The sequence below is a fragment of the Winogradskyella sp. UBA3174 genome (genome assembly GCF_002364335.1).
In the GTDB taxonomy this organism is placed as follows: Bacteria; Bacteroidota; Bacteroidia; order Flavobacteriales; family Flavobacteriaceae; genus Winogradskyella.
In genome coordinates this window covers 83,435-109,096 of the sequence record NZ_DEXW01000043.1, presented here as the reverse complement: position 1 = coordinate 109,096, position 25,662 = coordinate 83,435, and the positions used below count along the sequence as shown (strand labels likewise).

General features: G+C 31.8%; 27 protein-coding genes. 20 read left to right on the top strand and 7 right to left on the bottom strand.

The features are described from left to right. Positions 1–168: 168 nt before the first annotated feature. The 5 genes from B2U95_RS07575 to B2U95_RS07555 all read left to right on the top strand — a co-directional run bounded on the left by B2U95_RS07575 (position 169) and on the right by B2U95_RS07555 (position 7,896). The gene (locus tag B2U95_RS07575; protein WP_296314431.1) at positions 169–1,230 is read left to right on the top strand and encodes a hypothetical protein; all 1,062 of its coding nucleotides are present in this window, start codon (positions 169–171) and stop codon (positions 1,228–1,230) included. 104 nt (positions 1,231–1,334) lie between these two features. Continuing rightward, positions 1,335–4,787, top strand: coding sequence for a pyruvate carboxylase (locus B2U95_RS07570; RefSeq protein ID WP_296314430.1), 3,453 nt, complete (start codon positions 1,335–1,337; stop codon positions 4,785–4,787). A 5-nt stretch (positions 4,788–4,792) separates the two neighbouring features. Next, on the top strand, positions 4,793–5,749 hold the full coding sequence (gene rlmF, locus B2U95_RS07565) for a 23S rRNA (adenine(1618)-N(6))-methyltransferase RlmF (protein ID WP_296314427.1): 957 nt from the start codon (positions 4,793–4,795) through the stop codon (positions 5,747–5,749). Between the two features lie 85 nt (positions 5,750–5,834). Beyond that, entirely contained in the window at positions 5,835–6,545 is a 711-nt protein-coding gene (locus tag B2U95_RS07560) for a CPBP family intramembrane glutamic endopeptidase (protein WP_296314425.1), read from the top strand. 115 nt (positions 6,546–6,660) lie between these two features. Further along, positions 6,661–7,896, top strand: coding sequence for a DEAD/DEAH box helicase (locus B2U95_RS07555; protein WP_296314422.1), 1,236 nt, complete (start codon positions 6,661–6,663; stop codon positions 7,894–7,896). Between the two features lie 2 nt (positions 7,897–7,898). On the opposite strand, the gene B2U95_RS07550 is transcribed toward B2U95_RS07555, so the two are convergent. Beyond that, positions 7,899–8,984: a hypothetical protein gene (locus tag B2U95_RS07550; protein WP_296314419.1), complete on the bottom strand. Its 1,086-nt coding sequence runs from the start codon at positions 8,982–8,984 to the stop codon at positions 7,899–7,901. Positions 8,985–9,077: 93 nt separating this feature from the next. On the opposite strand from B2U95_RS07550, the gene B2U95_RS07545 reads away from it, so the two are divergent. Further along, the gene (locus B2U95_RS07545; RefSeq protein ID WP_296314418.1) at positions 9,078–9,464 is read left to right on the top strand and encodes a DUF2306 domain-containing protein; all 387 of its coding nucleotides are present in this window, start codon (positions 9,078–9,080) and stop codon (positions 9,462–9,464) included. 2 nt (positions 9,465–9,466) lie between these two features. On the opposite strand, the gene B2U95_RS07540 is transcribed toward B2U95_RS07545, so the two are convergent. The 3 genes from B2U95_RS07540 to B2U95_RS07530 are packed head-to-tail and all read right to left on the bottom strand — an operon-like array spanning position 9,467 to position 11,667. Further along, positions 9,467–10,636 (bottom strand): hypothetical protein, encoded by a 1,170-nt coding sequence (locus tag B2U95_RS07540; RefSeq protein WP_296314415.1) that lies wholly within the window; start codon positions 10,634–10,636, stop codon positions 9,467–9,469. Next, positions 10,620–11,135 (bottom strand): hypothetical protein, encoded by a 516-nt coding sequence (locus tag B2U95_RS07535; protein WP_296314412.1) that lies wholly within the window; start codon positions 11,133–11,135, stop codon positions 10,620–10,622. Before B2U95_RS07535 ends, B2U95_RS07540 begins: the two co-directional genes overlap by 17 nt. Next, positions 11,119–11,667 (bottom strand): RNA polymerase sigma factor, encoded by a 549-nt coding sequence (locus tag B2U95_RS07530; protein ID WP_296314409.1) that lies wholly within the window; start codon positions 11,665–11,667, stop codon positions 11,119–11,121. Before B2U95_RS07530 ends, B2U95_RS07535 begins: the two co-directional genes overlap by 17 nt. 128 nt (positions 11,668–11,795) lie before the next feature. On the opposite strand from B2U95_RS07530, the gene B2U95_RS07525 reads away from it, so the two are divergent. Continuing rightward, entirely contained in the window at positions 11,796–12,119 is a 324-nt protein-coding gene (locus B2U95_RS07525; RefSeq protein WP_296314407.1) for a hypothetical protein, read from the top strand. 271 nt (positions 12,120–12,390) lie between these two features. Here B2U95_RS07525 and B2U95_RS07520 read toward each other — a convergent pair whose 3' ends face one another. After that, positions 12,391–12,795 carry a hypothetical protein gene (locus B2U95_RS07520; RefSeq protein WP_296314405.1) on the bottom strand — a complete coding sequence of 135 codons (405 nt, stop codon included), beginning with the start codon at positions 12,793–12,795 and terminating at the stop codon, positions 12,391–12,393. Then, positions 12,785–13,366 carry an RNA polymerase sigma factor gene (locus B2U95_RS07515; protein ID WP_296314403.1) on the bottom strand — a complete coding sequence of 194 codons (582 nt, stop codon included), beginning with the start codon at positions 13,364–13,366 and terminating at the stop codon, positions 12,785–12,787. The genes B2U95_RS07520 and B2U95_RS07515 overlap by 11 nt, the downstream gene beginning before the upstream one ends. Positions 13,367–13,505: 139 nt before the next feature. On the opposite strand from B2U95_RS07515, the gene B2U95_RS07510 reads away from it, so the two are divergent. From B2U95_RS07510 to B2U95_RS07490, 5 genes are all read left to right on the top strand, one after another. Next, the gene (locus tag B2U95_RS07510; protein WP_296314400.1) at positions 13,506–13,853 is read left to right on the top strand and encodes a DUF6249 domain-containing protein; all 348 of its coding nucleotides are present in this window, start codon (positions 13,506–13,508) and stop codon (positions 13,851–13,853) included. A gap of 112 nt (positions 13,854–13,965) precedes the next feature. Next, positions 13,966–15,750 carry a DUF885 domain-containing protein gene (locus B2U95_RS07505; protein ID WP_296314396.1) on the top strand — a complete coding sequence of 595 codons (1,785 nt, stop codon included), beginning with the start codon at positions 13,966–13,968 and terminating at the stop codon, positions 15,748–15,750. Between the two features lie 2 nt (positions 15,751–15,752). After that, positions 15,753–16,736, top strand: coding sequence for a hypothetical protein (locus B2U95_RS07500; protein ID WP_296314393.1), 984 nt, complete (start codon positions 15,753–15,755; stop codon positions 16,734–16,736). Next, the gene (locus tag B2U95_RS07495; protein ID WP_296314390.1) at positions 16,729–17,085 is read left to right on the top strand and encodes a DoxX family protein; all 357 of its coding nucleotides are present in this window, start codon (positions 16,729–16,731) and stop codon (positions 17,083–17,085) included. The genes B2U95_RS07500 and B2U95_RS07495 overlap by 8 nt, the downstream gene beginning before the upstream one ends. A 12-nt stretch (positions 17,086–17,097) precedes the next feature. After that, complete coding sequence (locus tag B2U95_RS07490) at positions 17,098–18,273, top strand: MFS transporter (protein ID WP_296314386.1); 1,176 nt, start codon at positions 17,098–17,100, stop codon at positions 18,271–18,273. 2 nt (positions 18,274–18,275) lie between these two features. Here the strand turns inward: B2U95_RS07490 and B2U95_RS07485 are convergent, their stop codons facing one another. Next, positions 18,276–18,956 carry a M15 family metallopeptidase gene (locus B2U95_RS07485; RefSeq protein ID WP_296314383.1) on the bottom strand — a complete coding sequence of 227 codons (681 nt, stop codon included), beginning with the start codon at positions 18,954–18,956 and terminating at the stop codon, positions 18,276–18,278. A gap of 32 nt (positions 18,957–18,988) precedes the next feature. On the opposite strand from B2U95_RS07485, the gene B2U95_RS07480 reads away from it, so the two are divergent. The 8 genes from B2U95_RS07480 (at position 18,989) to B2U95_RS07445 (ending at position 25,636) form a co-directional block, all read left to right on the top strand. Next, positions 18,989–19,594, top strand: coding sequence for an alpha-ketoglutarate-dependent dioxygenase AlkB family protein (locus B2U95_RS07480; protein WP_296314379.1), 606 nt, complete (start codon positions 18,989–18,991; stop codon positions 19,592–19,594). Between the two features lie 372 nt (positions 19,595–19,966). Next, positions 19,967–20,893, top strand: a complete 927-nt coding sequence (locus tag B2U95_RS07475; protein WP_296314376.1) for an alpha/beta hydrolase family protein — start codon at positions 19,967–19,969, stop codon at positions 20,891–20,893. A gap of 286 nt (positions 20,894–21,179) precedes the next feature. Further along, positions 21,180–22,040: an SPFH domain-containing protein gene (locus B2U95_RS07470; RefSeq protein WP_296314373.1), complete on the top strand. Its 861-nt coding sequence runs from the start codon at positions 21,180–21,182 to the stop codon at positions 22,038–22,040. Between the two features lie 188 nt (positions 22,041–22,228). Further along, positions 22,229–22,387: a DUF4177 domain-containing protein gene (locus B2U95_RS07465; protein ID WP_296314371.1), complete on the top strand. Its 159-nt coding sequence runs from the start codon at positions 22,229–22,231 to the stop codon at positions 22,385–22,387. 2 nt (positions 22,388–22,389) lie between these two features. Next, positions 22,390–22,893 (top strand): DUF1648 domain-containing protein, encoded by a 504-nt coding sequence (locus B2U95_RS07460; protein ID WP_296314368.1) that lies wholly within the window; start codon positions 22,390–22,392, stop codon positions 22,891–22,893. Between the two features lie 4 nt (positions 22,894–22,897). Continuing rightward, positions 22,898–23,077 carry an Arc family DNA-binding protein gene (locus B2U95_RS07455; protein WP_296314365.1) on the top strand — a complete coding sequence of 60 codons (180 nt, stop codon included), beginning with the start codon at positions 22,898–22,900 and terminating at the stop codon, positions 23,075–23,077. Positions 23,078–23,625: 548 nt separating this feature from the next. Further along, positions 23,626–24,885 carry a DUF819 domain-containing protein gene (locus B2U95_RS07450; protein ID WP_296314516.1) on the top strand — a complete coding sequence of 420 codons (1,260 nt, stop codon included), beginning with the start codon at positions 23,626–23,628 and terminating at the stop codon, positions 24,883–24,885. Positions 24,886–24,937: 52 nt separating this feature from the next. After that, positions 24,938–25,636 (top strand): DUF4369 domain-containing protein, encoded by a 699-nt coding sequence (locus B2U95_RS07445; protein WP_296314362.1) that lies wholly within the window; start codon positions 24,938–24,940, stop codon positions 25,634–25,636. Positions 25,637–25,662: the final 26 nt, after the last annotated feature.

The following is a 25,662-nucleotide window of genomic DNA, read 5'->3' as shown; positions in this document are numbered from 1 at the left end:
CAAATCGATATTTGTTGAATAATTTCTTGCATCGTAGTTATATTTACACCTTACATCTATAAAAAAAATTCTTATAAGGCAGGGTATTAATTAATTATGTAACTTTAAGATTATCAATACAAAACACTTAAAACAAGACTTTTAAAACTACCATTAGACCAAATCAAAATGGATAAAAAACTTATTTCTAAAAAAAAACCAGCATATCCTATAAGTAGTCTATTATCAAATTATCTAACTGCCCAAGGAAGAAATATAAAAATACCTATATTTTATGATGACTTATTACGCTTTCAAGGTGCCGTTGAAGTTTTTGACGCCAATGGAAAAGACACGCTTTGGATCAGTTGTTATTATGCCGAATACGAGCGTGACGAAATAGATCTCAGTTTAAAACAGGTGTATTCCATTTTACATTCTGATGGTAGTGATAGCATTATTCCATATTTAAATATTGACAGTATAGACTTTTGCACCTTTGGCAACACGAAGCCTTTCCGTATAAAGGTTAGAAATATTTTAAACGACAACTATATCTTTCTTTACATAAAAAAGGCAGATGCATCACGTATTTATGGCTTAGAACTAGAAGATATATTATCTCCAAATCACATTAATTTTTTAGTTCATCGAGACACTTTAATAGAAGAACATATTTCTGGAATACCAGGAGACACTTACATAAGCGAATATCTTAATACCATTTCAGAACAAGACAAACGTGCTTTGGCTAAGGAATTTGTTAAATTTAATGAACGTTGCTTTGTTAGATTATTAGCAGATATGCGATCGTACAACTACGTTATCGTAATTACTTACGATTTCGACCGTAAACAATATCGTATTCGTGCAGTAGATTTTGATCAACAGAGTTATGAAGGCAATCCAAAAGTATATAAACCTCAGTTTTTAAAAGAAAACAACGCACTCGTAAATATGAGCTTAAAAGTTTTAGCTAAAGAGTCAATAGAGCAATACGAAAAAGAAGAACGCTCATTATTAGCAAAACGCGCTAAGAGTGAACATAAACGCTTAAACCACCTAATAAAATGCATGAAAAAAGACATCATTTCTTCACCTGAAAAAGTAAAACAATTAAAAAAAGGCTTATTCAACTTAACAGGAGATGTTCGAATTAAACGTTCAAAAAATATGGGCGAATTATTAAATGCAGTACTACAATTTGTCATTAGAAATTACCAAAATGAAAACCCATATATCATAAAATAAATTTTTTATCTACCGTGAAACGCACATGTTCAAAATTTTTATTACCTAAGAGAATAATTAAAATAGAACTGCAGGTGACCATTGAAAAACAATAAAATAAAGACATGAAAATTAAGAAAATTTTAGTTGCCAACCGAAGTGAAATTGCGATTCGTGTTTTAAGAGCTTGTGCTGAACTTAATATTGCTACAGTTGCAGTTTACACCTATGAAGATCGGTATTCCCAACACAGAAATAAAGCAGACAAGTCGTATCAAATTGGTGAAGATAATGATCCTCTAAAACCGTATTTAGATATTGAAGAAATTGTAGCATTAGCAAAAGAGAAAAATGTAGACGCCATCCATCCTGGCTATGGGTTCTTATCTGAAAATTCAGAATTCGCCAGACGATGTGCTGAAAACGACATCATTTTTATTGGTCCAGATCCAGAAGTTATGGATGCTTTGGGTGATAAAATAACAGCTAAGAAAATCGCTGTAAAATGTAATATCCCAATTATAGAAAGCAACCAAAATGATCTAACCTCATTAACGATTGCTATTTCGGAAGCTAACGCGATAGGCTATCCATTAATGCTAAAAGCAGCCTCTGGTGGTGGCGGAAGAGGTATGCGCGTCATAAGAACTGACAAGGATTTAGAACAAAATTTTAATTCCGCAAGTAATGAAGCCTTAAATGCTTTTGGTGATGGCACCATGTTTTTAGAAAAGTATGTCGAAAATCCAAAACATATTGAGGTACAAATTGTTGCCGACAGACATGGCAATATTCGTCATTTGTTTGAACGCGATTGTTCCGTACAACGTCGGCACCAAAAAGTAGTTGAAGTCGCTCCTTCTTTTAATGTATCGCAAACCGTTAAAGATGCGCTTTACAAATATGCAATTGCGATCACTTCGGAAGTTAATTATAATAATATTGGAACGGTTGAGTTTTTGGTAGATCAACAAGACAACATCTTTTTTATTGAAGTGAATCCAAGAATTCAGGTCGAACACACAGTAACCGAAATGGTGACTGGTATCGATTTGGTAAAAACACAAATATTCATTGCAGGAGGTTATAAATTGTCTGACCAACAAATAAAAATCTATGGGCAAGATAGTTTGGCAACTTACGGATTTGCACTGCAATGTAGATTAACAACAGAAGATCCTGAAAATAATTTCACACCAGATTATGGAAACATTACCACCTATCGCAGTGCGTCTGGCATGGGAATTAGACTCGATGCTGGTAGCATTTACCAAGGCTATAATGTGAGTCCATTTTTTGATTCTATGCTCGTAAAAGTATCTGCTCAGGGCAGAACATTAGATGGAGCTATTAGAAAAATGAGACGTGCCTTAAAAGAATTTAGAATTAGAGGTGTAAAAACTAATATCCATTTTTTACAGAATGTTATAGTTCATAATACATTTAGAGAAGGTAAAGTATCTGTGAATTTCATAGAGAATACACCAGAGTTATTCGAAATAAGATTACCACAAGACCGAACCTCTAAAGCCATAAAATATTTAGCTGAAGTTGTTGTCAATGGCAATCCTGATATAAAGTTTAAGGATGATAATAAAGTATTTAGACATCCTAAAGTTCCTAAGTTTGATCTTAAAGCAGAATTCCCAAAAGGCACCAAAGATTTACTTACAGAACTTGGTCCAGAAAAATTTTGCCAATGGTTAAAAGCTGAAAATAAAATTCAATATACAGATACGACAATGCGAGATGCGCACCAATCGTTATTAGCAACACGAATGCGAACATTCGACATGCTTAAAGTCGCAGAAAGTTTTGCAAAAAACCATGCGAATACCTTTAGTATGGAAGTTTGGGGAGGTGCAACTTTCGATGTTTGTCTGCGTTTCTTGCACGAAAGTCCTTGGACACGATTAAGAGAACTTAAGAGTGCAGTACCTAATATTTTATTCCAAATGCTTTTACGTGGTTCTAATGCTGTTGGCTATAAAGCATATCCTGATAATTTGATTGAAAAATTTGTTGAAAAATCATGGGAAAATGGTGTTGATATTTTTAGAATATTCGACTCGCTCAATTGGGTGAAAGCCATGGAACCAAGTATTAACTATGTCCGCAATAAAACGGGTGGGATTGCACAAGCAGCGATAAGCTACACAGGTGATATTTTAAATCCTGAAGAAACAAAATACACGCTAAAATACTATACGCAACTTGCTAAAGATTTAGAAAATGCAGGCGCACATATGATTGCTATAAAAGACATGGCTGGTTTACTAAAACCTTATGCAGCTACTGAGCTGGTTTCGGCTTTAAAAAACACCGTGAATATCCCTATTCATTTACATACCCACGATACATCATCGTTACAATCTGCGACTTACATGAAAGCTATTGAGGCGGGTGTTGATGTGGTAGATGTTGCCCTTGGTGGCTTATCTGGTTTAACATCACAACCCAATTTTAATTCGATTGTAGAAATGATGAAATACCAAGAACGTGCTCATAATTTTGACATGGATAAGTTAAATCAATTTTCAAACTTCTGGGAAGATACAAGAGAATTATATTACCCTTTTGAATCTGGATTAAAAGCCAGTTCTGCTGAAATTTTTCAGCATGAAATTCCAGGTGGACAGTATTCAAATTTAAGACCTCAAGCCACAGCTTTAGGATTGGTAGATAAATTTAGTGAGGTAAAATTAATGTATGCGCAAGTCAATAAAATGTTTGGTAATTTGGTAAAAGTAACACCAAGTTCTAAAGTGGTTGGTGACATGGCTATTTTTATGGTGACCAATAATTTAACACCAGAAGATGTGATGACTCGTGGTGAATCAATTTCTTTTCCAGAATCGGTAATTAATTTCTTTAAGGGAGATTTAGGACAACCAACTGGCGGTTTTCCTAAAAAACTTCAGAAAATAATTTTAAGAAATAAAATACCATATACAGATCGACCAAATGCACATTTAGAGCCTATTGATTTTGATAAGGATTATAAAGACTTTAAAAAGAAATTTCAAAAAGGATTTACAAGACCTATTGAGCTAGAAGATTTCTTATCCTACACCTTATATCCAAAAGTCTTTAAAGACGCTCACGAAAATTACAAGAATTATGGAAACCTTGGTTTAATTCCGACGGTAAACTTCTTTTACGGAATGAAACCTAGCGAAGAAACATTAATAGAATTAGAACAAGGAAAAACTATTATTGTAAAGTTACTTTCTGTAAGTATCGCAAATGATGATGGTTATAAAACCGTATTCTTTAAAGTAAACGGTGAGAATAGATTTGTTGATGTTTTTGATAAATCTTCAAAAATCGTAAAACAAGAAAATAAAAAAATAGATTCTGAAAATCCTAATCAAATTGGTGCACCTTTGCAAGGCTCACTTTATAAAATAGTGGTTAAGAAGGATCAAATTATAAAAGAGAATGACCCTTTATTTATCATTGAAGCTATGAAAATGGAAACTACAGTTGCGGCACACAAAGCTGGTAAAGTAAAATCTATAAGCTTAGAAGAAGGCAGAATGGTAAAACAAAATGATTTAGTTATTACTTTAGAATAGAACAATTGAAAGATAAAAAAGAACACGCAAAAGTAAAATCAGAACTTCATCCTAGAAGTCAACATAGAGAACGCTACGATTTTGATAAACTTATTAAAAGCTCACCTGAATTAGAAGCATTTGTAGCACCAAACAAATATGGTGATAATTCGGTTGATTTTTTTAATCCAGATGCCGTTAAAGCCTTAAATAAAGCTTTATTAAAACATCATTATAATGTTGAATTTTGGGATATTCCGGAGCATTATTTGTGCCCACCTATTCCTGGTCGTGCAGATTACATTCATAATATTGCAGATCTTTTAAAAGGAAATGGAACTAATATTCCAGAAGGAAACCATATCACAGGCTTAGATATTGGTGTTGGTGCAAGCTGTATTTATCCAATTATTGGCAATTTTGAATATGACTGGTCATTTATTGGAAGTGACACTAATGAAACTGCAATTATATCTGCAAAAGAGATAGAGCAAAGAAACTCAAATTTAAAATCTAGTTTAGAAATTAGACGACAAGAGCAATCTAATGCATTTTTTAAAGATATTATAAAACCAAACGAGCATATTGATTTTACAATGTGCAATCCACCGTTTCATGTCTCATTAGAAGATGCTCAAAAAGCCAGTCTACGAAAACTTAAAAACTTAAAAGGAAAACGTCCGAGTAAAGCACTTCTTAATTTTGGCGGGCAAAATAATGAATTATGGACCAAAGGTGGTGAAGCACGTTTTGTAAAAGACATGATTTACGAGAGTAAACATTTCAGTAAACAATGCTTTTGGTTTACAAGCTTAATTTCGAAAGAAGCAACACTAAAACCAACCTATAAGATTTTACAAAAAGTGAATGCTATTGATGTAAAAACTATTGAAATGGGTCAAGGTCATAAGATTAGCAGATTTATTGCTTGGACATTTTTATCTGAGAAAGAGCAAAAGGATTGGGCTATTGAGCGTTGGTAAATTCAGGTGATTTTTTTTAAGACTGTAACCTATTTGTAGTTTTTATCGTCCTATAAAAAGTTAATCTAACCAACGGTAAAGATAAATGACGAATCATACTAATACCCAAGTAATAATTAAAAACCCTAACCATAAGGGTATTTTAGTCGATTTAGTAATCTATATCACAGTCATGTTTCTCATTAGAGAAATTTATTTTCCAAATGTTGGTTTTATCATAAATGGTCTGTTTTGGTCATTCTCAACATTAATTATAGCCATGTGGAGAATGAAAGTCCGAGGTTTATCATGGAAAGATTTAGGCCTGCGTAAACCCAAAAGCATCAAAAAAACAATATTGGTTAGTATTGGGATTTTAATTGCAACAGTAGCATCTATAATGCTTTTCAATATTATTAAAGATGCTTTACCTTTTATAACTGAACAAGAGGTTTCTGAAGGTAGTACTACCTCTAAATTTGGAGACCTTAAAGGAAACTGGTCGCTCTTCTTCACAATTATTCCAATGGTTTTAATTGAATCAATGCTCGAAGAATTACTAGACAGAGGTTTTTTAATGAATTGGTTTGAAAAACTATTTTCTTTTACTTCATTTGCTACTGTTATAGCAGTTGTATTACAAGCAGTGATTTTTGGTTTTAGACACTCAAACGATTTATCTGAAAGATCAATAACTGTTGGACTTATTGGCTTAGTTATGGGAATTGCATATGTTAAATTTGGTCGTAATTTGTGGCCTTTAATAATTGCACATTGCATCTTGAATAGTATGTCTATGATTGAGCGCGTTCTTTAGCATTTTATCATTGTCTATAAAACCGCCAAAACGTATAAAAGCTTTCAAATTTGAAATCGCTTTTATTTTAAATCAACTTCATCTTTTACATTACCTTTACCACAAATTAAAACACATGTCATTTAAAGACTTAGGCCTCATAAAACCCTTACAGAAAGCCGTTGAAGCTTCTGGCTATATTGAGCCAACTTTGGTACAACAGCGCTCAATACCTCTTGTATTAGATGGTAAAGATGTTATTGTATCTGCTCAAACTGGCACTGGTAAAACAGCGGCTTTTGCATTACCTATTCTACAAAAACTATATGATAAACAAGATGCGCCTAAGAAAGGAAAAAAAATAAGAGCGTTGATTGTGAGTCCAACTAGAGAACTCGCTGTTCAAATTCAACAAAATTTTAAAACGTATGCTGAGTTTACTAACCTAAAATCTCTGGTTGTTTTTGGAGGAACTTCTATTGAACCACAAAAAGATGTTTTGAAAAAAGGGGTTGATATTTTAGTAGCAACACCTGGTCGCCTACTCGACTTGCACAAACAAGATTACATTAACCTCGATTATGTTGAAACCTTCGTTTTAGATGAAGCAGATTTAATGCTAGCGATGGGATTTATTGATGATGTTAAAAAGATTGAACGTCTTTGTCCTGAAACTAAACAAACACTTTTATTCTCAGCAACTATACCCTATAAGATTGAGGAATTAGCAAATACCATTCTTAAAAATCCTGAACGTATCGATGTGACTCCTACAAAATCTGTAGCGAAAGATGTGAGTCAAGTCTTGTATTATGTACCTAAACAAAGTAAAATAGAGTTGTGTTTGCATTTATTGAGAAACACTATAGAAGGCAACGTTCTTATTTTTAGACGCACTAAATATGGTGTCGATAAACTAGAGGAAACTTTATTGAAAAATGGTTACGCAGTAAATAGCCTTCATGGAGATAAAGCCCAAAGTGAACGACAGAACGCCTTAAACAAGTTTAAAAATGGATACGTCAAAGTTTTAATTGCGACTGACGTTGCAGCTCGTGGTATTGATATTAATGAATTAGATAACGTGCTTAATTTTGATATGCCAAATGTACCTGAAACTTACGTGCACAGAATTGGTAGAACAGGACGCGCTGGAAATCTTGGAAAAGCGTACGCGATGTGTTCTGCTGACGAAAAAAGCTATGTAAAAGCGATTCAAAACAGTATTAATGTTCAAATCCCTGTAGAGACTGAACATCCTTATCCTTTAGATCCTAAAGCAAAACCTGTTGTACATAAAAAGCAAGGGAGTAAATATAAAAAGGGTAGAAAGAGTGAGGCTTCTAAAAAGAAAAAGAAACGTTGGTATTAAGTTTAATTTAGTTCTAATGCGGCCAAATAAGTGCGCTTTTTGAAAGTTGATTCATTCCCTATTAATTTGAAAAAATCTAAAATATAGACTCTTGCAACCTTATAACTTTTCTGGTCTATAAAATTCAACTTGTTATCATCTATAATTTGAAGCAGATCCTCTTTATTATCGATAAATTCTTCTCGTACTTGTTGAAAGAATTTATAATCATGTTTATAACCTCTATAATAACGATCTATCACTTTATCTATTGGTAATTTTTGGTTACCAATCTGCGATACTACAGCATAACTTGTATTTACAAAACCAGCCATATCAAAATCATACGGTATCGTAAAAAACCTTTTGTTTACGAATAACACCTTAGTGTTGTGCTGATAAACTGTAGAAAAATCCGTATTCCCAATCATAAATTGAAACATAGCGTGTCTCACAGCACCCAACTCATCAAAAGCTTGTGGATAGTATTTTCTTTTACCAAGTTTAGCGTCTAATCGCTTAGCAACTTTGCTATTATCTTCTATCATTAAACCCTTAAAATTGTGCACTTGAGTTCGTCTTTTTTTAATTTCTGAATATTCTATATCTAACAACCGCGAACTAAAATAATAGGGCGAGACAACCTCAAACATTTTATAAATAATATATTCCTTTATTACATTATCATCTTTAGAAGATTCATTAACACAGGGCAAGACCATTTTTAATTGCTTCTGACCTTTAAAGATAGTTTTCTTAGCATCAGATTTCTTAATTTTTAATTTAACAGGTGTGAAATGACACTTTGCACGCCTAAAATTACCACGAGCTCTAATTTTTACTCGTAATGTATCCCATTTACTATCTGCACTTTTATGCGCTAAAAATGAATCGAGAAATGTAGAATCGTTAGTTTCTTTTTTGAGTTGTTTTCTTGAGTAGGAAAGTTTAATAGAAAGTAAGTCGTTACTCTCAAAAAGGGTCTTTTCTAATTTAGAGTCGTCAAAATTTTGATTTGTTTGGCTATGGCTAGAAATTGTATTTATGAAGAAAAAAAATATTATAAATTTTAATTTATATAAACACATAGCAATGATTAACTTTATCAAATATAGTCCTTTTCAAGGAGTTAGATCCTTTATTGATTATGCCTCTGAAGCTGAATTTGATTCTTAAAATTTATTTACTTTCAAAAATAATATATGAGCTACGACACTCTAATGTTTCTCCATTTATACACCGTAGTGCCTTGTGTATTTATTGGTGGTTTTCTTTTAATCATTAAAAAAGGAACGCAAATCCATAAACAACTTGGTAGAATCTATATGATTTTAATGCTGTTTACAGCCATTGTGACCTTATTTATGCCAGCTGATGTTGGTGGTAGAGTTTTAAATCATTTTGGTTGGATTCACCTATTTAGTTTCTTAACTATTTGGACAGTACCAACGGCTTATTTAGCCATTAAAAAAGGGAATGTAAAAGCGCACAAAAGAAAGATGATATTACTTTATTTTGGCGCTCTCATTATTGCTGGTGGCTTTACGTTAATGCCTGGTCGTTATTTGCATGGAGTATTTTTTGGGTAATATTAGTTTTTTTTACCAAAGTCTATAGAATCCTCACCAAGCCTAATTATACCATGTGTGGTGTTAATTTTAATTTTATTAGGATTAGTTTCTTTACCAATAGTCATCATTTTTGTAGGTTCATATTTACTAGGTGACCCAATAACCCCTGTGAAACCCTTCGAATAATGTACCGTATCGTAACCAAACGTTTCGATATAATAGTCTATGCTTTCAGGAAAAAATAGATTAACTTCGGTATAATCAGTATCAAGATTAAATGCACCAAAATCGTTACTAAAATTGTAGATAAAATATTTACTATTAAAATCAACAACCTTATTATTTTTACCTATTTCACCTAATTCAATCTTAGTAAATTCAGAATTCACCAATGAATTGCTAAGCCTACCAATAGTAACTTCTTTTGTGTTTGCAAAACTATAACTACCACTAGTGACTGCTTCTGCATTAAAATAGCCATTGTCAATATCAAATATATTTAGCTCATGGCCAATAGTCTTAAATCTAAGCTTAGAATTTCGGCTATTTATAGTTGCTCTATTAATGAAATCATCTAAAAATATAAGCTGTGCATTTTCTAAAGTTGCTCTAACATGAATGTTTTCTGGTATATAAATCACCATTCGAGTTATTTGGAGTTTATCACTTTTCTTCCATTTTTTTACTCTTGGCTTAATTTTAAATGTGCCATAAAATTTCCTTAAACGTTTGCGCTCAGATAGGTTAATTTGAATAAGAATTGAATCTAAAGATTTTCTGATAACGGGTTTTATCTTATTTGTTGAATCCACCATTTTACCCAAGCGACCTACCAAAACCTCTTCCATCTGATATTGTCTATAATATTTTGAATTCCGGCTTTTTGAAGTATATGTGATTTTATTATTTTCTTTTTTTCCAGAGACAATTGCACGTTTCAAACTAGATTCTACTATTTTTTTTCTGTAATTATTAAATTCCATAGTATATTTAATATGGACTTTATCATCTTTAGATTTATAAATACGAGCCGCAGTATTACTTAAATTCAAAACCAAAGTCGTATTTGCATCTGTCGTAAAACTTTCATCATAGATTGTATGAATCTCTTCCATTTCAATATTAGAAGGCTTTTGCGCATGCAATACTTGAACTGTGATTAATAGTATAAGTTTAAATAATGTTCTCATGTTGTTCGTTTTTTTGATTTAATATTTTGATGTGTTTTTGTATATTTTTCAGAATCTGAAGTCGTGTTTGAAGATTTTCTACTAGAGCTTCAATAACAACTAAATTATCAGATTCATTCTTAAACTTAACAGAAATTTCTTGATAGTCAGTATCTAAGTCCTCTAGTTTCTTTTTAAATCTTGAAATTAAAATTTCATCATCGGCAAGAGCCACAAAACTCTCCCACTCGACTTCAATATTTTTTAAATACTCTGCTTCTACTGCTTCAACTTGTGCTATAATTGGTGATACTTTTTCCTCTTCAGGATTATTATAAAACAAACTAAAACCTACTGTTAATGCAATTAGTAATACTGCTGCAATTTTTAACCAAGAAAAAGATGTTACTTTTTTCTTAGATTGCTTTTTAAGCTTTTCTAAAAACTCTTTTCTGTAATTTTCAGGAAGCGACTTTAATTCGTCTTCTTCCTTAAATAAATCTCTAATATCTCGCTTCATTGTACTTTCGTTTTAAAAGGTCTTGTAATTTTTGCTTTCCGCGTCTTAAATGGGTTCTCGAGGTTTTTATTGGCAGGGCTAAAATCTCTGAAATTTCTTGGTGATCGTAGCCTTCAATTAAATATAGGATTACTACTATTTTGTGTTTTTCGTTTAATTGCTCAATAGCTATTAGAATATCATTTTTAGAAATTGAGCTATTAAAATTCCAATTATCATCTTCAATAATCCGTAATTCTGAAACCTCAACAGTAACAAATTCTAATTGTTTTTTCTTTAATACATCTAAACACTGATTGATAATTATTCGTTTTAGCCATGCTCCAAATGTGGCTTCAGGCTTATACATTTCAATATTTGTAAATGCCTTTAAAAACCCATCTTGCATCGCGTCTTTAGCATCTTCTTCATGTTTTAGATAACGGCAAGCAATGGTAAACATCGCTTGGCTATACCCATCATAAACTTGCATCTGAGCATTTTGATTGCCTTTTTTGCAAAGTTCTATTAACGTGTTATCTGTTTTATGCATCTAATTGGTTAGCGGTTTCAATATTAAAAACGAAAAAAAAGCAAAAGGGTTTCAAAATTTGATTAGAAAGATTGAAATTAATTGAATATCACTAAATTTAGGAGAAATTAAACGGAACCAACCTAACAATGAATAACGATTGCAATAATCCTACATTCAAAAAACTTTTACAAAAATTGCAGGAAGAAAGGTGGCAACTAGAATTGCTAATCTCTGGTTTTGCAATTTTTGCTTTATTCAGTGCTTACGAACCTATTGTAGTTGGCATTAAAGGAGCACAAATAAACGGTTTAATGTATAAAGGTATTATTACTATGTTTGCATGTTTTATTTTAATATTTAATTTATTACTGCATGTTTTATTAAGAGGCTTATGGATTGGTACTTTAGGCTTGCACTATGTTTCTGGTAATCTTGATTATGAAAAACAATTACAGCCAAAAGCTCACTAAATATCTTAAAAAGAAGGTGGTATCTTTTGAAAAAATATTGGGACTTTAGAAAACTATTGTAGTATCATTTTTGCCATTTCCTTTTTACTCATTTTTTATGTATTGGCATTAACATTTTCAATTATTTCCTTTGCAGTTGTTATAGAATATATACTTCAAAATGAGGTTTTACCTGAAGGCAATCATGTGCTCAATATTTTTACTAAAAGATTAGAGAAAAAGATACTATTGACCTAAACTATGCTGAAATTTTATTCTGGTATTATCCCAATTAAAAAACATTACGTTTATTAAAATAATGCTTTAATAATGGGACTTGAATACTTACCATGATCGCCAATAGGACAAAAGCATACATTAATGTTGACGAAAAATTGATCGCTATATTTTCTAAAGGATTTACAGAAATATTAGACAAATTAAAACGACCCAGCCATCCACTACTTGTTATAGGTTCTTTTAAATAAATATAACCAACCAAAGCAACGAAACTAACACCTATAAGTAGCCAAACAGACCTATGAATCAATGGTTTATAAACTGTCGCTGTTGAATTAGAAATAGCTTCAACCTCAGTCATCACTTTATTTGTGAAATCTAAAGCGGGTTGCTCTAAAGTTTCATTAGCAATTAGCTTATCTATAAATGCCTCTATTTTTTTTTCATCATTTTTCATAATTCATGCTATTTTGAGGTTTCAAATACTGTTCTAATATAACAGCTAACTTCTTTCTTGCTCTAAAAAGCTTTACCTTAACTGTGTTCGCTTCAATATTTATAATTTTAGATATTTCTTCTAAAGATAATTCTTCAAAATAAAATAGAGTCAATAAAGCACTACTATCTTCTGGTAATTTGTTGATACAATTCTTTATTAAAACACGCTTTTCTTCATTTATCATATTATCCAAAGCGTTGTCAATAGTATCTAATTTATTAAATGTAAATTCATCTATAGCTACATCATTATAATGCTTCTTATTCTTTTTTATACGATCTAAGCAAGTATTATAAGTGACCTTATAAATCCAGGTCGAAAATTTAGAATCGCCTTTAAACTTATCTAAGGATTTAAACACCTTTATAAAAGTATCTTGTGCCACTTCCTCTGCTTCTTCCCTATGCTTCAGCATTCTTATGGCCAATGTAAACACCAAGTCCTTATAACGATTCACTAATTGCGAATACGCTTTAGTGTCGCCATTTTGAATAGTTTCTATTAGCTTTTGGTCGTCGATGGTGGTCATTACTATTTAAGACGACCTTATATAATAATAGGTTACATAAATTTTAAAAAACTTTTTTTGATAAAATTGTAACCTTCATCCAAAACTTGTCGTCATAAGCTATGAACACTTAAAAATAATCAATTAAAAATCAAACATTATGTCAGGAGAAATTTTAATACCAATTAGCATGTTTTTAGCTATTTTTGGTGTGGTATACTTATACCTTTCAACTAGAAACAAAGAACGTTTAGCACTTATCGAAAAAGGCGCAGATGCCACTATTTTTATGAAAGGTCGCAGAAATGCAGCACCGATCTGGAAAGTTCTTATTTTAAACTTAGCATTGTTGTTAATGGGAATTGGTGCTGGTATTTTTGTAGCTTCGATACTTTACCACAATTTAGGAGTTGCAGAAGAGGCAGCCTATCCAGGTACTATTTTCTTAACAGCAGGTATTGCATTATTTGTAGGTTTTAACATGACAAAAAATCTCGACAAAGAATAAGCGCATTACCCTTACTTTTACCAAAACTGCTAACTAATACTTAGCAGTTTTTTTATTGATAATAGTTAAGATTCAATATCTTTAGATAATTAATTATAAAATCATACTAATCATGAAAAACATTTTGGTCCTTGCTTGCATACTTCTTAGTCTTACAGCATGTAAAGAGAACACATCAACTACTAATGAGGAATTAAGTACTACAACTTCTGATTCATTTAGTGCTCTTTTAAATGATTACTACAACGAAAACCTTATGGCACATCCTTTAGAGGCAACTTTTATGGGTGATAACACTTACAACAATGTATTACCAAATGTTTTAGATGATAATTTCATTGCTACCGAAAAAGCGTATTTAACAAGATTTAAATATGAAGTTAATACGTTCGAGGATTCAGATTTAACTGAAAGTCAACAATTAAGTAAAGCTGTCTTAAACTGGGAGTGCGATATTAATCTAAGTCGTTTAAATTTTACGGCTTATACACCAGTAGACCAAATGTGGTCCATCAATTTAATGATTGGCCAATTTGCAAGTGGCGCAAGTGCACAACCTTTTAAGACCGTTGAAGATTATAAGAATTGGTTAGAGCGTGTTGACGGTTTTTTACTTTGGATGCAATCAGCCGAAGACAATATGAAAGCAGGTATTAAAGCTAAACATGTATTACCAAAATCATTAATTGTTAAAGTACTACCTCAACTAAAAGCATTAACTACCAAAGATTTAAGCGCACATTTATTTTACAAACCTATTACTAATTTACCAGATGGGTTTTCGGAAGAAGATAAGACCAATTTAACACAAGACTATAAGAGTATGGTTTTAGATAAAATTGTTCCAGCATTTGAGCAATTACACACCTTTATGGGTACTGATTACATGTTGGCTGGTAGAATTTCTAGCGGAATTTCTGATATACCAAACGGTGAAGCATATTACAAACACCAAATAAAATTATATACGACAACAGATATGTCCGCAGATGAAATTCATAAATTAGGCTTAACTGAAGTTGCACGTATTTTATCAGAAATGGAAAAAGTAAAAAAGCAAGTGGGTTACGAAGGTGATATCATTTCGTTTTTTGACCACGTGCGAAACAAAAAAGAACTTATGCCATTTACAACTCCTGAAGAGGTGATAGAAAACTTTAATGCGATTTATAATAAAATGAAACCTCAAGTCGATAAACTTTTTAATATTCAACCAAAAACAACCTTTGAAGTAAGACGTACGGAAGCCTTTAGGGAAGCATCAGCTAGTGCTGAATATAACCCAGGTTCGATAGCAGCAAATCGTCCAGGCGTCTTTTATGTTCCTATACCAGACACCAAAACCTATAATATCTATTCTGATGAGTCCCTTTTTTTACATGAGGCAATACCTGGTCATCACTTTCAAATTTCATTACAACAAGAAAATGAAAACTTACCAAAATTCAGAAAAGCTTTATGGTATAGTGCCTATGGAGAAGGCTGGGCTTTATATACAGAATCACTTGGAAAAGAACTAGGTTTATACACAGATCCTTACCAATATTTCGGCAATCTGAGTGCAGAAATGCATAGAGCTATCCGATTGGTTGTTGATACTGGCATACACACAAAAGGGTGGAGCCGAGAAAAGGCAATAGAATATTCTTTAAAAAACGAAGCTGAAAGTGAAGAAAGTATTACCCGAGAAATTGAGCGCTATATGGCAAATCCTGGTCAAGCATTATCTTATAAAATTGGACAATTAAAAATATTAGAATTACGTGCCAAGGCTGAAGAACAATTAGGTGACAAGTTTCAAATTAGTGAATTTCACAATCAAATATTAGAACCTGGTTGTATTCCTTTAGCTTTATTACAAGAAAAAATAAATGCTTGGATAGAAAGTAATAAATAAATATGCGCTATAAAACCTTATGCTTTATTTGCTGTTTTCATCTTTTTAATTTAGCACATTCGCAAACAAATATTAAAGATTCTCAAACAGAATTTCCAATATCTTATGCCACCATTTCTTTTGGAAATGGGCAAGGTATTTTCGCTGATGATGAAGGTGTATTTATATTCACACAAAAAATATATCCGAATATAGATTCGTTGTTTATCTCTGCATTAGGTTTTAAAAACCTTAATCTTTCTACGCACAACCTTCCAAAAGTATTATTAATGGAATCGCAGGCAGACGAACTAGATGAAGTTGTAATTGATGTAAAACTAAAGCGTAAATTCAAAAAAGAAACTCTGAAACCTTATTTAGACAACGATTATTATAAATGTTGGTTACCAACAATTGAGTCTGAAATCGCAGTTTTTTTCCCTAAAACAACTGCTAAAAATCAAAAATTAGCTAGTGTACTTTTTCCGATTGCATTAGAATCTAAAGATTGGAGCAAACGCAAGCGTGCCAACAGCGATAAAAAACCTTTTTCAACATTGTTTAAAGTACAATTTTACAAAAATGACAATGGACTTCCTGGTAAAGTTTTAACCTATGAAACCATTGCATTTAGAGCAACAGAAAAAAACGGAGATGCTTATGAACTTAATGTAGACGACTATGATATCTATATTCCTGAAAATGGATTTTTTGTATCATTACAAGCTCTTGGCTACACGAATAAAGCTGGGAAATTATTACCAAATAAAAAATATAAAGAGATAAAATCTAAAAATGGCCTGGTTAAAATCCCTACTAATTTTAGACCATTACTTCCATTTACTGATGAGATTGAAACCAAAAACACCTTTATAAAACGTGTATTTATTGGTGGTAATGGCTGGGTTAAATTTGAAAAAGGGAATGGTTTTAAATCTAGTTTATTAGACAAAAATTTCAATAACTACGGAATTGGTTTAATCTACAAAACATTTAAAGATGAGTGAACCCATTGGACTTTACATTATGGCTGTAATGTATATTTTAGCAGGAGTTATGCATTTTATAAAACCAAAAATATATCTGCCCATTATGCCAAAATATTTACCAAACCACAAAGCGTTAGTGTTTTGGAGTGGTATTGCGGAAATACTTTTAGGAGTCAGCTTATGTATCGCTATTCTTAAAGTAATTTCTATTTACGGTATTATAGCTATGCTAGCTGTTTTCTTAATGGTTCATTTTTATATGCTATCTAACGAAAAAGCTGCTGCAGGTATCCCAAAATGGATACTCTTACTTCGTATTCCACTTCAATTTGGCTTGATGTATTGGGCTTGGATGTATTTGAATTAAAACATAAATTACTTGAAAAACAAAGCTATTACCAGCACCAACAAATGGGTTTTACCAATAATTATATTTTCCCAATTTTGTTGTACCTCGCTTTGGTTTGCAGGTAACGCTATAATTGATGATTTAATTTTAACCTTTAACCTGGGCTCTCAATCTTTAGGTTATATAAGCGTTTCTGTACAATTTGGATTTATTGTAGGCACTTTTGTATTTGCTATTCTAACACTGAGTGATCGGTTTTCACCTTCTAAAGTATTTTTTATCTGTGCAGTTCTTGGTGCTATTTTTAATCTTGGTATGCTTTATTCTAACAATTCTATTTTAACTCTAATTGGTTTTAGATTCCTAACGGGTTTTAGCTTAGCTGGTATTTATCCCGTAGGAATGAAGATTACAGCAGATCATTTTGAAAAAGGCTTAGGAAAATCACTTAGCCTTTTAGTTGGTGCGCTAGTATTAGGCACAGCATTTCCTCATCTTATAAAGTCTGTTGGATTCAATTTTAAATGGGAAAGCGTCATTAGGACGACATCAATATTAGCACTAACTGGTGGTTTTCTGGTTTTTTTATTTGTACCAAATGGACCTTATCAAAAATTAGCTAGCAAATTTGATGTTTCTAAAATCGTAAAGGTTTTTAAAAATCCGTCATTCCGATCTGCAGCTTTTGGCTATTTTGGACACATGTGGGAACTTTATGCCTTTTGGACATTTGTACCAATTCTTCTGTTAACGCATACTGAACTTCATAATACAGAACTTAATATCTCTTTATTTTCTTTCATAGTCATAGCTTCCGGAACTATAGCTTGCATATTAGGTGGCTTTATTTCAAATAGTTATGGTACTAAAAAAATAGCCGTATTATCTCTGAGTATTTCTGGCTTATGTTGTTTACTCTCACCATTATTCTTTTTGATAAATTCTATTCCAGTTTTCATTGGCTTTCTTGTTATTTGGGGAATGGTAGTTATTGCAGATTCTCCATTATTTTCTACTATGGTAGCACAAAATAGTGACGCACAATCTAAAGGCACAGCATTGACTATTGTAAATTGTATTGGTTTTGCAATTACTATTGTGAGTATTCAATTGCTAAATAGTTTAATAGTTGATTATACACAATTCGCATTTATGATTTTGGCTTTAGGACCTATTGTGGGATTATTGTTTTTGAAGAAATCGTAGAACTATTCCACTTCAAAATCAAAATAAGTCTTTGGGAACGGCTCCCAACGCAACGTAAAATGCCACCATTCTTTTGGGTAGTTTCTAAAATTATGCTTTAGCATTACAGTTTGTAATAGCTGCCTATTTTCCTTTTGCTTTTCTGTAATCACTTTATAATTAACCCAAGATTGTTCACCAAAAAAATCATAAGGACTTCCCATATCTATAGGCTCACCTGTTTCTCCGTTAGTAATAGTTAAATCTAAAGTACTTCCTCTACTATGCCCAGAACGCGATGCTATATAACCTGCTTTAAATAAGTTACGCTTATTAACATCTGGATAAAATTGTTGCTTATTAATTGTATCGTTTAAGTCTCTTGCCCAGCGTATAAAATGATTAACAGCACTTTGCGGTCTGTAACCGTCATAAACCTTTAAGCACAAGTTTTGCTCTTGAAGTTCTTCTCGTACTAATTTCAATTTCTCGGCCGTTTCTTTGGTGAGAATTAACTTATTGGTTTTATAACCATCAATCGTATCACCAACAAAATTGTTAGTAGTAAAATAGCGTAATTCTACATCTAAATCTGGAATAATATCTTTAGCGTAAACAAAACCATCAGGTAACGTCTGCTTTTTATTAAAACAAAAGAAGAGCATCGCAACGCAAACAATTAATATGAGGTTTTTATAATTCATATTGAAATACTAATTTAGACAAAAATTATACTATGGACTTGTTTTCGCAAGAGAAACAACATTTTAATCTACCGAATGCGGAGTTAGTTTATATTCCAAATTTCTTCTCTGTATCTGAAGCTGATTCGTATTTCAAAGCAATTGAAACAGACACGAATTGGCAACATGATGACATTACCGTTTTCGGCAAAACATACAAGCAACCACGTCTAACTGCACTTTTTGGAGATTCTAACCAACCTTATGGTTATTCTAATATTGTAATGCATCCTGAGCCGTTTACCAAACCAATTCAACACATAAAAGCTAAGATTGAAGATGCTATTAAGCACTCATTCAATACCGTTTTAGTTAATCTTTATAGAAATGGTAACGATAGTAATGGTTGGCATGCAGATAATGAAAAAGAGTTAGGTGAACACCCTGTAATTGCTTCGGTTAGTTTTGGTGAATTGCGTGCCTTTCATTTTAAACATAGAACAATAAAAGAGCAACGTCATAAATTAATTTTAGAACACGGAAGCTTATTAATAATGGAAGGTGAAATGCAAAAGCATTGGCTACATCAAATTACAAAGACTAAAAAAGACATTAATCCAAGAATAAACCTGACGTTTAGAAAATTAATAACTTTATAAAATACAAAAAACCGAGATCCCTCAATCTCGGTTTTTCTAAAATTTGCTTTTATATCATGCAGTAAATTTAGGGTCTCTAAGTCAACAACATAATGCAAATATTAATTAATTAATCCATTGAACTAAAAACTAAATCTTAGTACACTTCAAATATATCATTGTATTTCAGTTATAACGGTTAAAAACATATTTAATCGATGAAATACACTTAATTTTAACTTTTGAAGACGAAATAATACATTTAATCGATGAAATACACTTAAAAATAAAATATCGAAGTATATAAATTACAATAAATTAGTGTAAAAGTTGTTTCAAAAATAAGAATGCATTGTATTATAAAGTAACTTTAAGCATCGTAAAAAATTTAAAATGAAGTATTACTTATTACTAATTTCACTTTTAGTTTCATCTGTAAGTTTAAGTCAAGAAAAAACATACGCTCAAGAAAATATATCTGTTTCTAAATGGATTGATGGTACACTACTCATACCTAATGAATCTGATAAACCAAATTTAGCTATAATCATAGCTGGCTCTGGTCCTACAAATAGAGATGGAAACCAGAACTTTTTACAAAATAATTCTTTAAAGAAACTAGCAGAAGACCTAACTAATAATGGTATCGCTACTTTTAGATATGATAAACGTGTTGTAAAACAAATTCGCCAAGGCAATGTAGATAAAGACACTAAGTTCGATGATTTTGTAAATGACGCTTCAGACGTTTTATACTACTTTAAAGAAAAAGATAGTTATTCTAATATATATATTATTGGTCACAGTCAAGGAAGCTTGGTTGGCATGCTCGCAGCTAAAGATAAAGCGGATGGCTTTATATCTCTTGCAGGTGCTGGTAATAATATAGGAGATGTTCTTGTTGAACAAGTGAGCAAAATGGCGCCTATATTAGGTAAAGAAACGCAACGTGTTGTAGACATACTTAAAACTGGCAAAACGACAACAGACTATCCTGCTCCACTAGCCTCTTTATTTGGCCCAGATATTCAAAGTTTTATGATTAATTGGATGACCCATAATCCAACAGATATCTTAAAAACCTTAAACATGCCTATTCTATTAATCAATGGCACAAAAGATCTACAAGTTTCTGTTGCAGAAGCTGAATTACTAAAGCAGGCTAACTATAAAGCTAAGCTCATCATTATTGAAAACATGAATCATGTCTTATTTGAAATTAAAGGTGATGACTTAGAAAATTCTAAATCTTACAATGAATCCTTTAGATCAATCTCTCCATTATTGATTACAAGTATTACCGACTTTATTAAGTCTTAATATTTATTCTAAAATACACATAAAATGAAAAAGCATCCCGACCACGAGATGCTTTTTTCTAACTAACCAACCAATGTAATGCTGCGATTTTGTAGTATGTTACTCTAGGTAACTATCACATTATTCATTACAAATAGCATATAACAAATGCTGTGCCAAAGTTTAATTTATATATCTGTAACAAATGAATGAATTTGCATACTAATAAAATAAATTATATCTTTATGATATCATTTTAATATCATATTGACTTATAATATTAATTAACCAACTAAATTTCAAACTTATGAAAGAAGAAAAAATTATCGTCCCAGCAAATGGCTATCTCATGCTATTTTTATTTTTATTGCTATTCTTTGGAAGCATAACACTTATCGCTATCACCAAAACGGGCTGGCCTGCTTTCGGAATTCTGGCAGCATTTGTATTAGCATTTGGTTTTTTAATGGTTCAACCTAATGGGTCTAGAGTATTACTTTTATTTGGAAAATACGTTGGTACTATAAAAAAGAACGGCTTCTATTGGGTAAATCCTTTTTATACTAAGAAGAAAATATCATTGAGAGCTAGTAACTTTGATAGTGAACGTCTTAAGGTAAATGATAAATTAGGTAACCCTATTATGATTAGTACCATTTTAGTATGGCGTGTTAAAAACACCTATAAAGCAGCCTTTGATGTAGATAATTATGAAAACTTTGTACGTGTACAAACCGATGCCGCTGTAAGAAAGCTAGCAAGTATGTATCCTTATGATAATTTTGCAGATGAAGGTGTTGTTGAGGATATTACGCTTCGTTCTAGTGTAAATGAAGTAAGCAACGCTTTAGAAAAAGAAATCGACGAACGTTTAACTATTGCAGGTATTGAAGTACTCGAAGCCAGAATTGGATACTTAGCTTATGCAAACGAGATTGCAAGCGCAATGTTAAAACGTCAGCAAGCAACAGCAATTGTTGCAGCAAGACATAAAATTGTTGAAGGAGCTGTAAGCATGGTAGAAATGGCCATTGACGAACTCAGCAAAAAGAATGTTGTAGATTTAGACGACGAACGTAAAGCTGCCATGGTGAGTAACCTAATGGTTGTACTTTGTGGTGACAAGGATGCATCACCAGTACTAAATACAGGCACCTTAAGTCATTAAAAAATAAATAAAAATCAAACATATAGTATAGCCATTGGTAGTTCTTTAGGATCTAGTATTGGCACAACTATTGGAACTGTTACAAATAACATAGCCATGAGCTTAATCTATGGTTCAATCATCGGTTTGTTAATAGGTGTTGTATTAGCATTGACTGTATTTAAAGACGATAAAATCAGAAAATAAAAATGAAGGAATATAAAGTAGTAATACCAAAACTTGGATTTAGAAATAGAATTCAAAATTTTGAAGATCTTTTAAATCAATATGCTCGTGAAGGTTGGGTCGTAAGTCATATTGCACCCAATTGGGCTAGTGTTGTTTTAGAACGCGACAAAAACAGATAAAAATGAATGCGGAAAGACCAAAACTAAAAATACCTTTTCAAACTATTGATATCGTTATTGAACTAGCTTCGATTACAGTATTAATTTTAATGTGGATTCACCTAATACTAGAATTTGCTAATCTACCTGATTCTGTTCCTTCTCATTTTAATGCTGCAGGTGAGCCAGATAATTATAGTGGCAAAGGTTTTTTATGGTTTTTACCTGCTTTAGCTACTGTAATGTATATTGGTTTATTTATTTTAAATCGTTTTCCGCATCTCCATAATTATAAGGTGAATATTACTGAAGAGAATACTTTAAAACAATACAGATTCAGTACTAGAATACTTAGAATTGTAAACTTTCTGTGTGCATTAATATTAGCATATATTAATTATCAGATAATTATTGGCGCTCAAAACAATGCTTCAGATTTAGGGGTTGGGTTTTTAATAACCGTTGTTGGTGTTAGTGTTTTACTACCTGTATTTATTTATGTGTATCAACAAAAACTGAAAAAATAGTATAATGTCTAAGAAGAAAGCCTTTGCACTAAGAATGAATGAAGAAATGCTGAAAGCTGTTGAAAAATGGGCTGCAGATGAATTTCGAAGCACTAACGGACAAATAGAATGGATGCTTATGCAATATCTAAAAGAGCATAATAGGCAACCCAAAAAGAAAGATAACTCAACAGAAGAAAAGTGATCGGAAACGGTCACTTTTTTTAGTTTTTAATTTTTGTATTTTGCGAGGACTAAACCTCTAATATGAATGCAATTTCAAAATTTAGTATTTTATTAATATTTGTCTTACTTTTTTTAAATTATTCTGAAGCACAAATTACTATAGGAAGTTTTGATGCAAATAGTTCTAAAGCTATTGAAGTCCCAGTAATTGTTGATAAACTTGTCTTTACCGATTTCATCTTTAAAATATCCACAAGAGATTCTCTTGCCAAAATAAAAAAAATAGTACCTTTTAAAAATGTTGACTTATACACAACTGAAGTTTCTGATTATTATGCAATCATAAAATTCAGCTCTAAGAAAACTATCGGCATAGACTCTGAGAAATTATTTGATATTATTATTAAAGCGGACGAAAGTTTTATTGATAAAACAATCATAGACGTAAAGAATATTACATTCCAAAATGGAAATAAAATTTTAGATGTAAATATTGATAATAAAATTTCAACAGCAATAATTAAACCACCACTCTTCACAGATGATACTATTGTATTCGGCCTTTTAATGCTTGCATTAGGATTTGTGTTTATTACAGAATCTATTAAAACAGGCTTTTGGTCAAAATTCTATAGAATAGTTCCTGGTTTATTTGTTGCTTATATGTTACCAGCTGTATTAACAACAACAGGATTAATATCACCTGAATGGGAAAGCATATCAGAAAAAAATAACATTTTAAAGCATGGAACTAACCTTTATTATATGTCTAGCCGCTATTTATTACCTGCAGCATTAGTACTAATGACATTAAGTATAGATCTAAAAGCTGTTTTTAATTTAGGCTGGAAAGCTTTAGTCATGTTCTTCACAGGTACTTTGGGTATTGTTATTGGTGGACCAATTGCTATTTTATTAATAGCTACTGTTTCGCCAGAAACTGTTGGAGGTATTGGACCAGATGCCGTTTGGAGAGGTCTTTCTACATTAGCAGGAAGTTGGATTGGTGGTGGAGCCAACCAAACTGCCATGCTAGAAATTTACGGCTATAATCAACGTCTTTATGGCGGAATGGTATTTGTAGATATCGTAGTTGCAAATATTTGGATGGCAATTATTCTCATTGGTATCGGAAAACGGAATCGTATTAATAAATGGTTAAAAGCAGACACGTCCTCTATAGAAGACCTTAAAGAGAAAATGTCAACATTTTCAGAAAAAGTAAAACGTAACCCATCACTTACAGATATTATGATTATCTGTGCTATAGCTTTTGGAACTGTAAGTATTGCCCATTTAAGCGCCAATTACTTAGCACCATTTTTCGATGGTGTTGTTGCAGATATTGAGTCACCAACCTCAAGAAATATATTTACATTCTTAGGTTCTAAATTCTTTTGGATGATTAGTATTGCCACCTTAATCGCTATACTATTATCTAATACAAAAGCAAAAAACTATGAAGGTGCAGGTGCTAGTAAGTTCGGAAGCGTATTTATTTATATCCTTGTTGCTACTATTGGAATGAAAATGGATTTAACTATGATTTTTGATAACGTTGGTCTCATAGCAATTGGTGTGGTTTGGATGACGATACATGCTTTACTTCTAATTCTAGTTGCTAAACTTATTAAAGCACCCTATTTCTTTTTAGCTGTTGGTAGCCAAGCCAATGTTGGTGGTGCAGCCTCTGCACCTATTGTTGCTTCTGCTTTTCATCCATCATTAGCAACTGTTGGTGTACTACTCGCAGTTTTTGGTTATGCCGTAGGAACTATTGCTGCTATTGCATGTACAATTTTAATGGAATTGGCTGCTGTTAGTTAGCAATTCTAAAACTATTATAAGATATTTGCTCTCTAATTATTTTAAATAAAACATGTCAAAACTAAATAAAGTATTAAGCCTTATTATTCTAGTATTAGTAGTCGTTTCTTGTGGTAAAGACAAAGAAGCAAACTTTACCTTAAAAGGCAACGTAAAAGGCCTTAAAAAAGGTGTTGTTTATTTACAAAAGGATGGTGATTCATCAATTATAGATTTAGATTCAATGGTCATTAATGGAGAGCCCAATTTTAGTTTACAAACTAACATAGATGAACCTATATTGTTATATTTAAAGCTTTTTAAGAACGATGGTGAAGAACATTATATTCCCTTTTTTGCTGATAAAGGAATTACAGAAGTTAATACAACATTAAAGAATTTTAATTTTGACGCAAAAATAAAAGGATCTTCACAGCAAGATTTATTGAATGAGTTCACTGATATTATGTCTCGTTTTAATGATGAAAATCTAAATTTAATGCAAGCTAATTTTCTAGCTCAAAAAGAGAATGACAGTATTGCTTTAGACTCTATTATTCGCAAATCTAATACTTTAATAAAACGAAAGTATTCATATACCATTCAATTTGCTATAAACAACAAGGATAGTGAAGTTGCTGCTTATTTAGCTCTATATGAGATGCCTAACGCTAACCCTATTTATATAGATTCAGTCTACAACAACTTAACGGATAAAATTAAAACTTCACTATACGGAAAACGACTTAGTGAAGTAGTTAATAAAAAATAATCACTCTAAAAACTAAAAAATCCAAT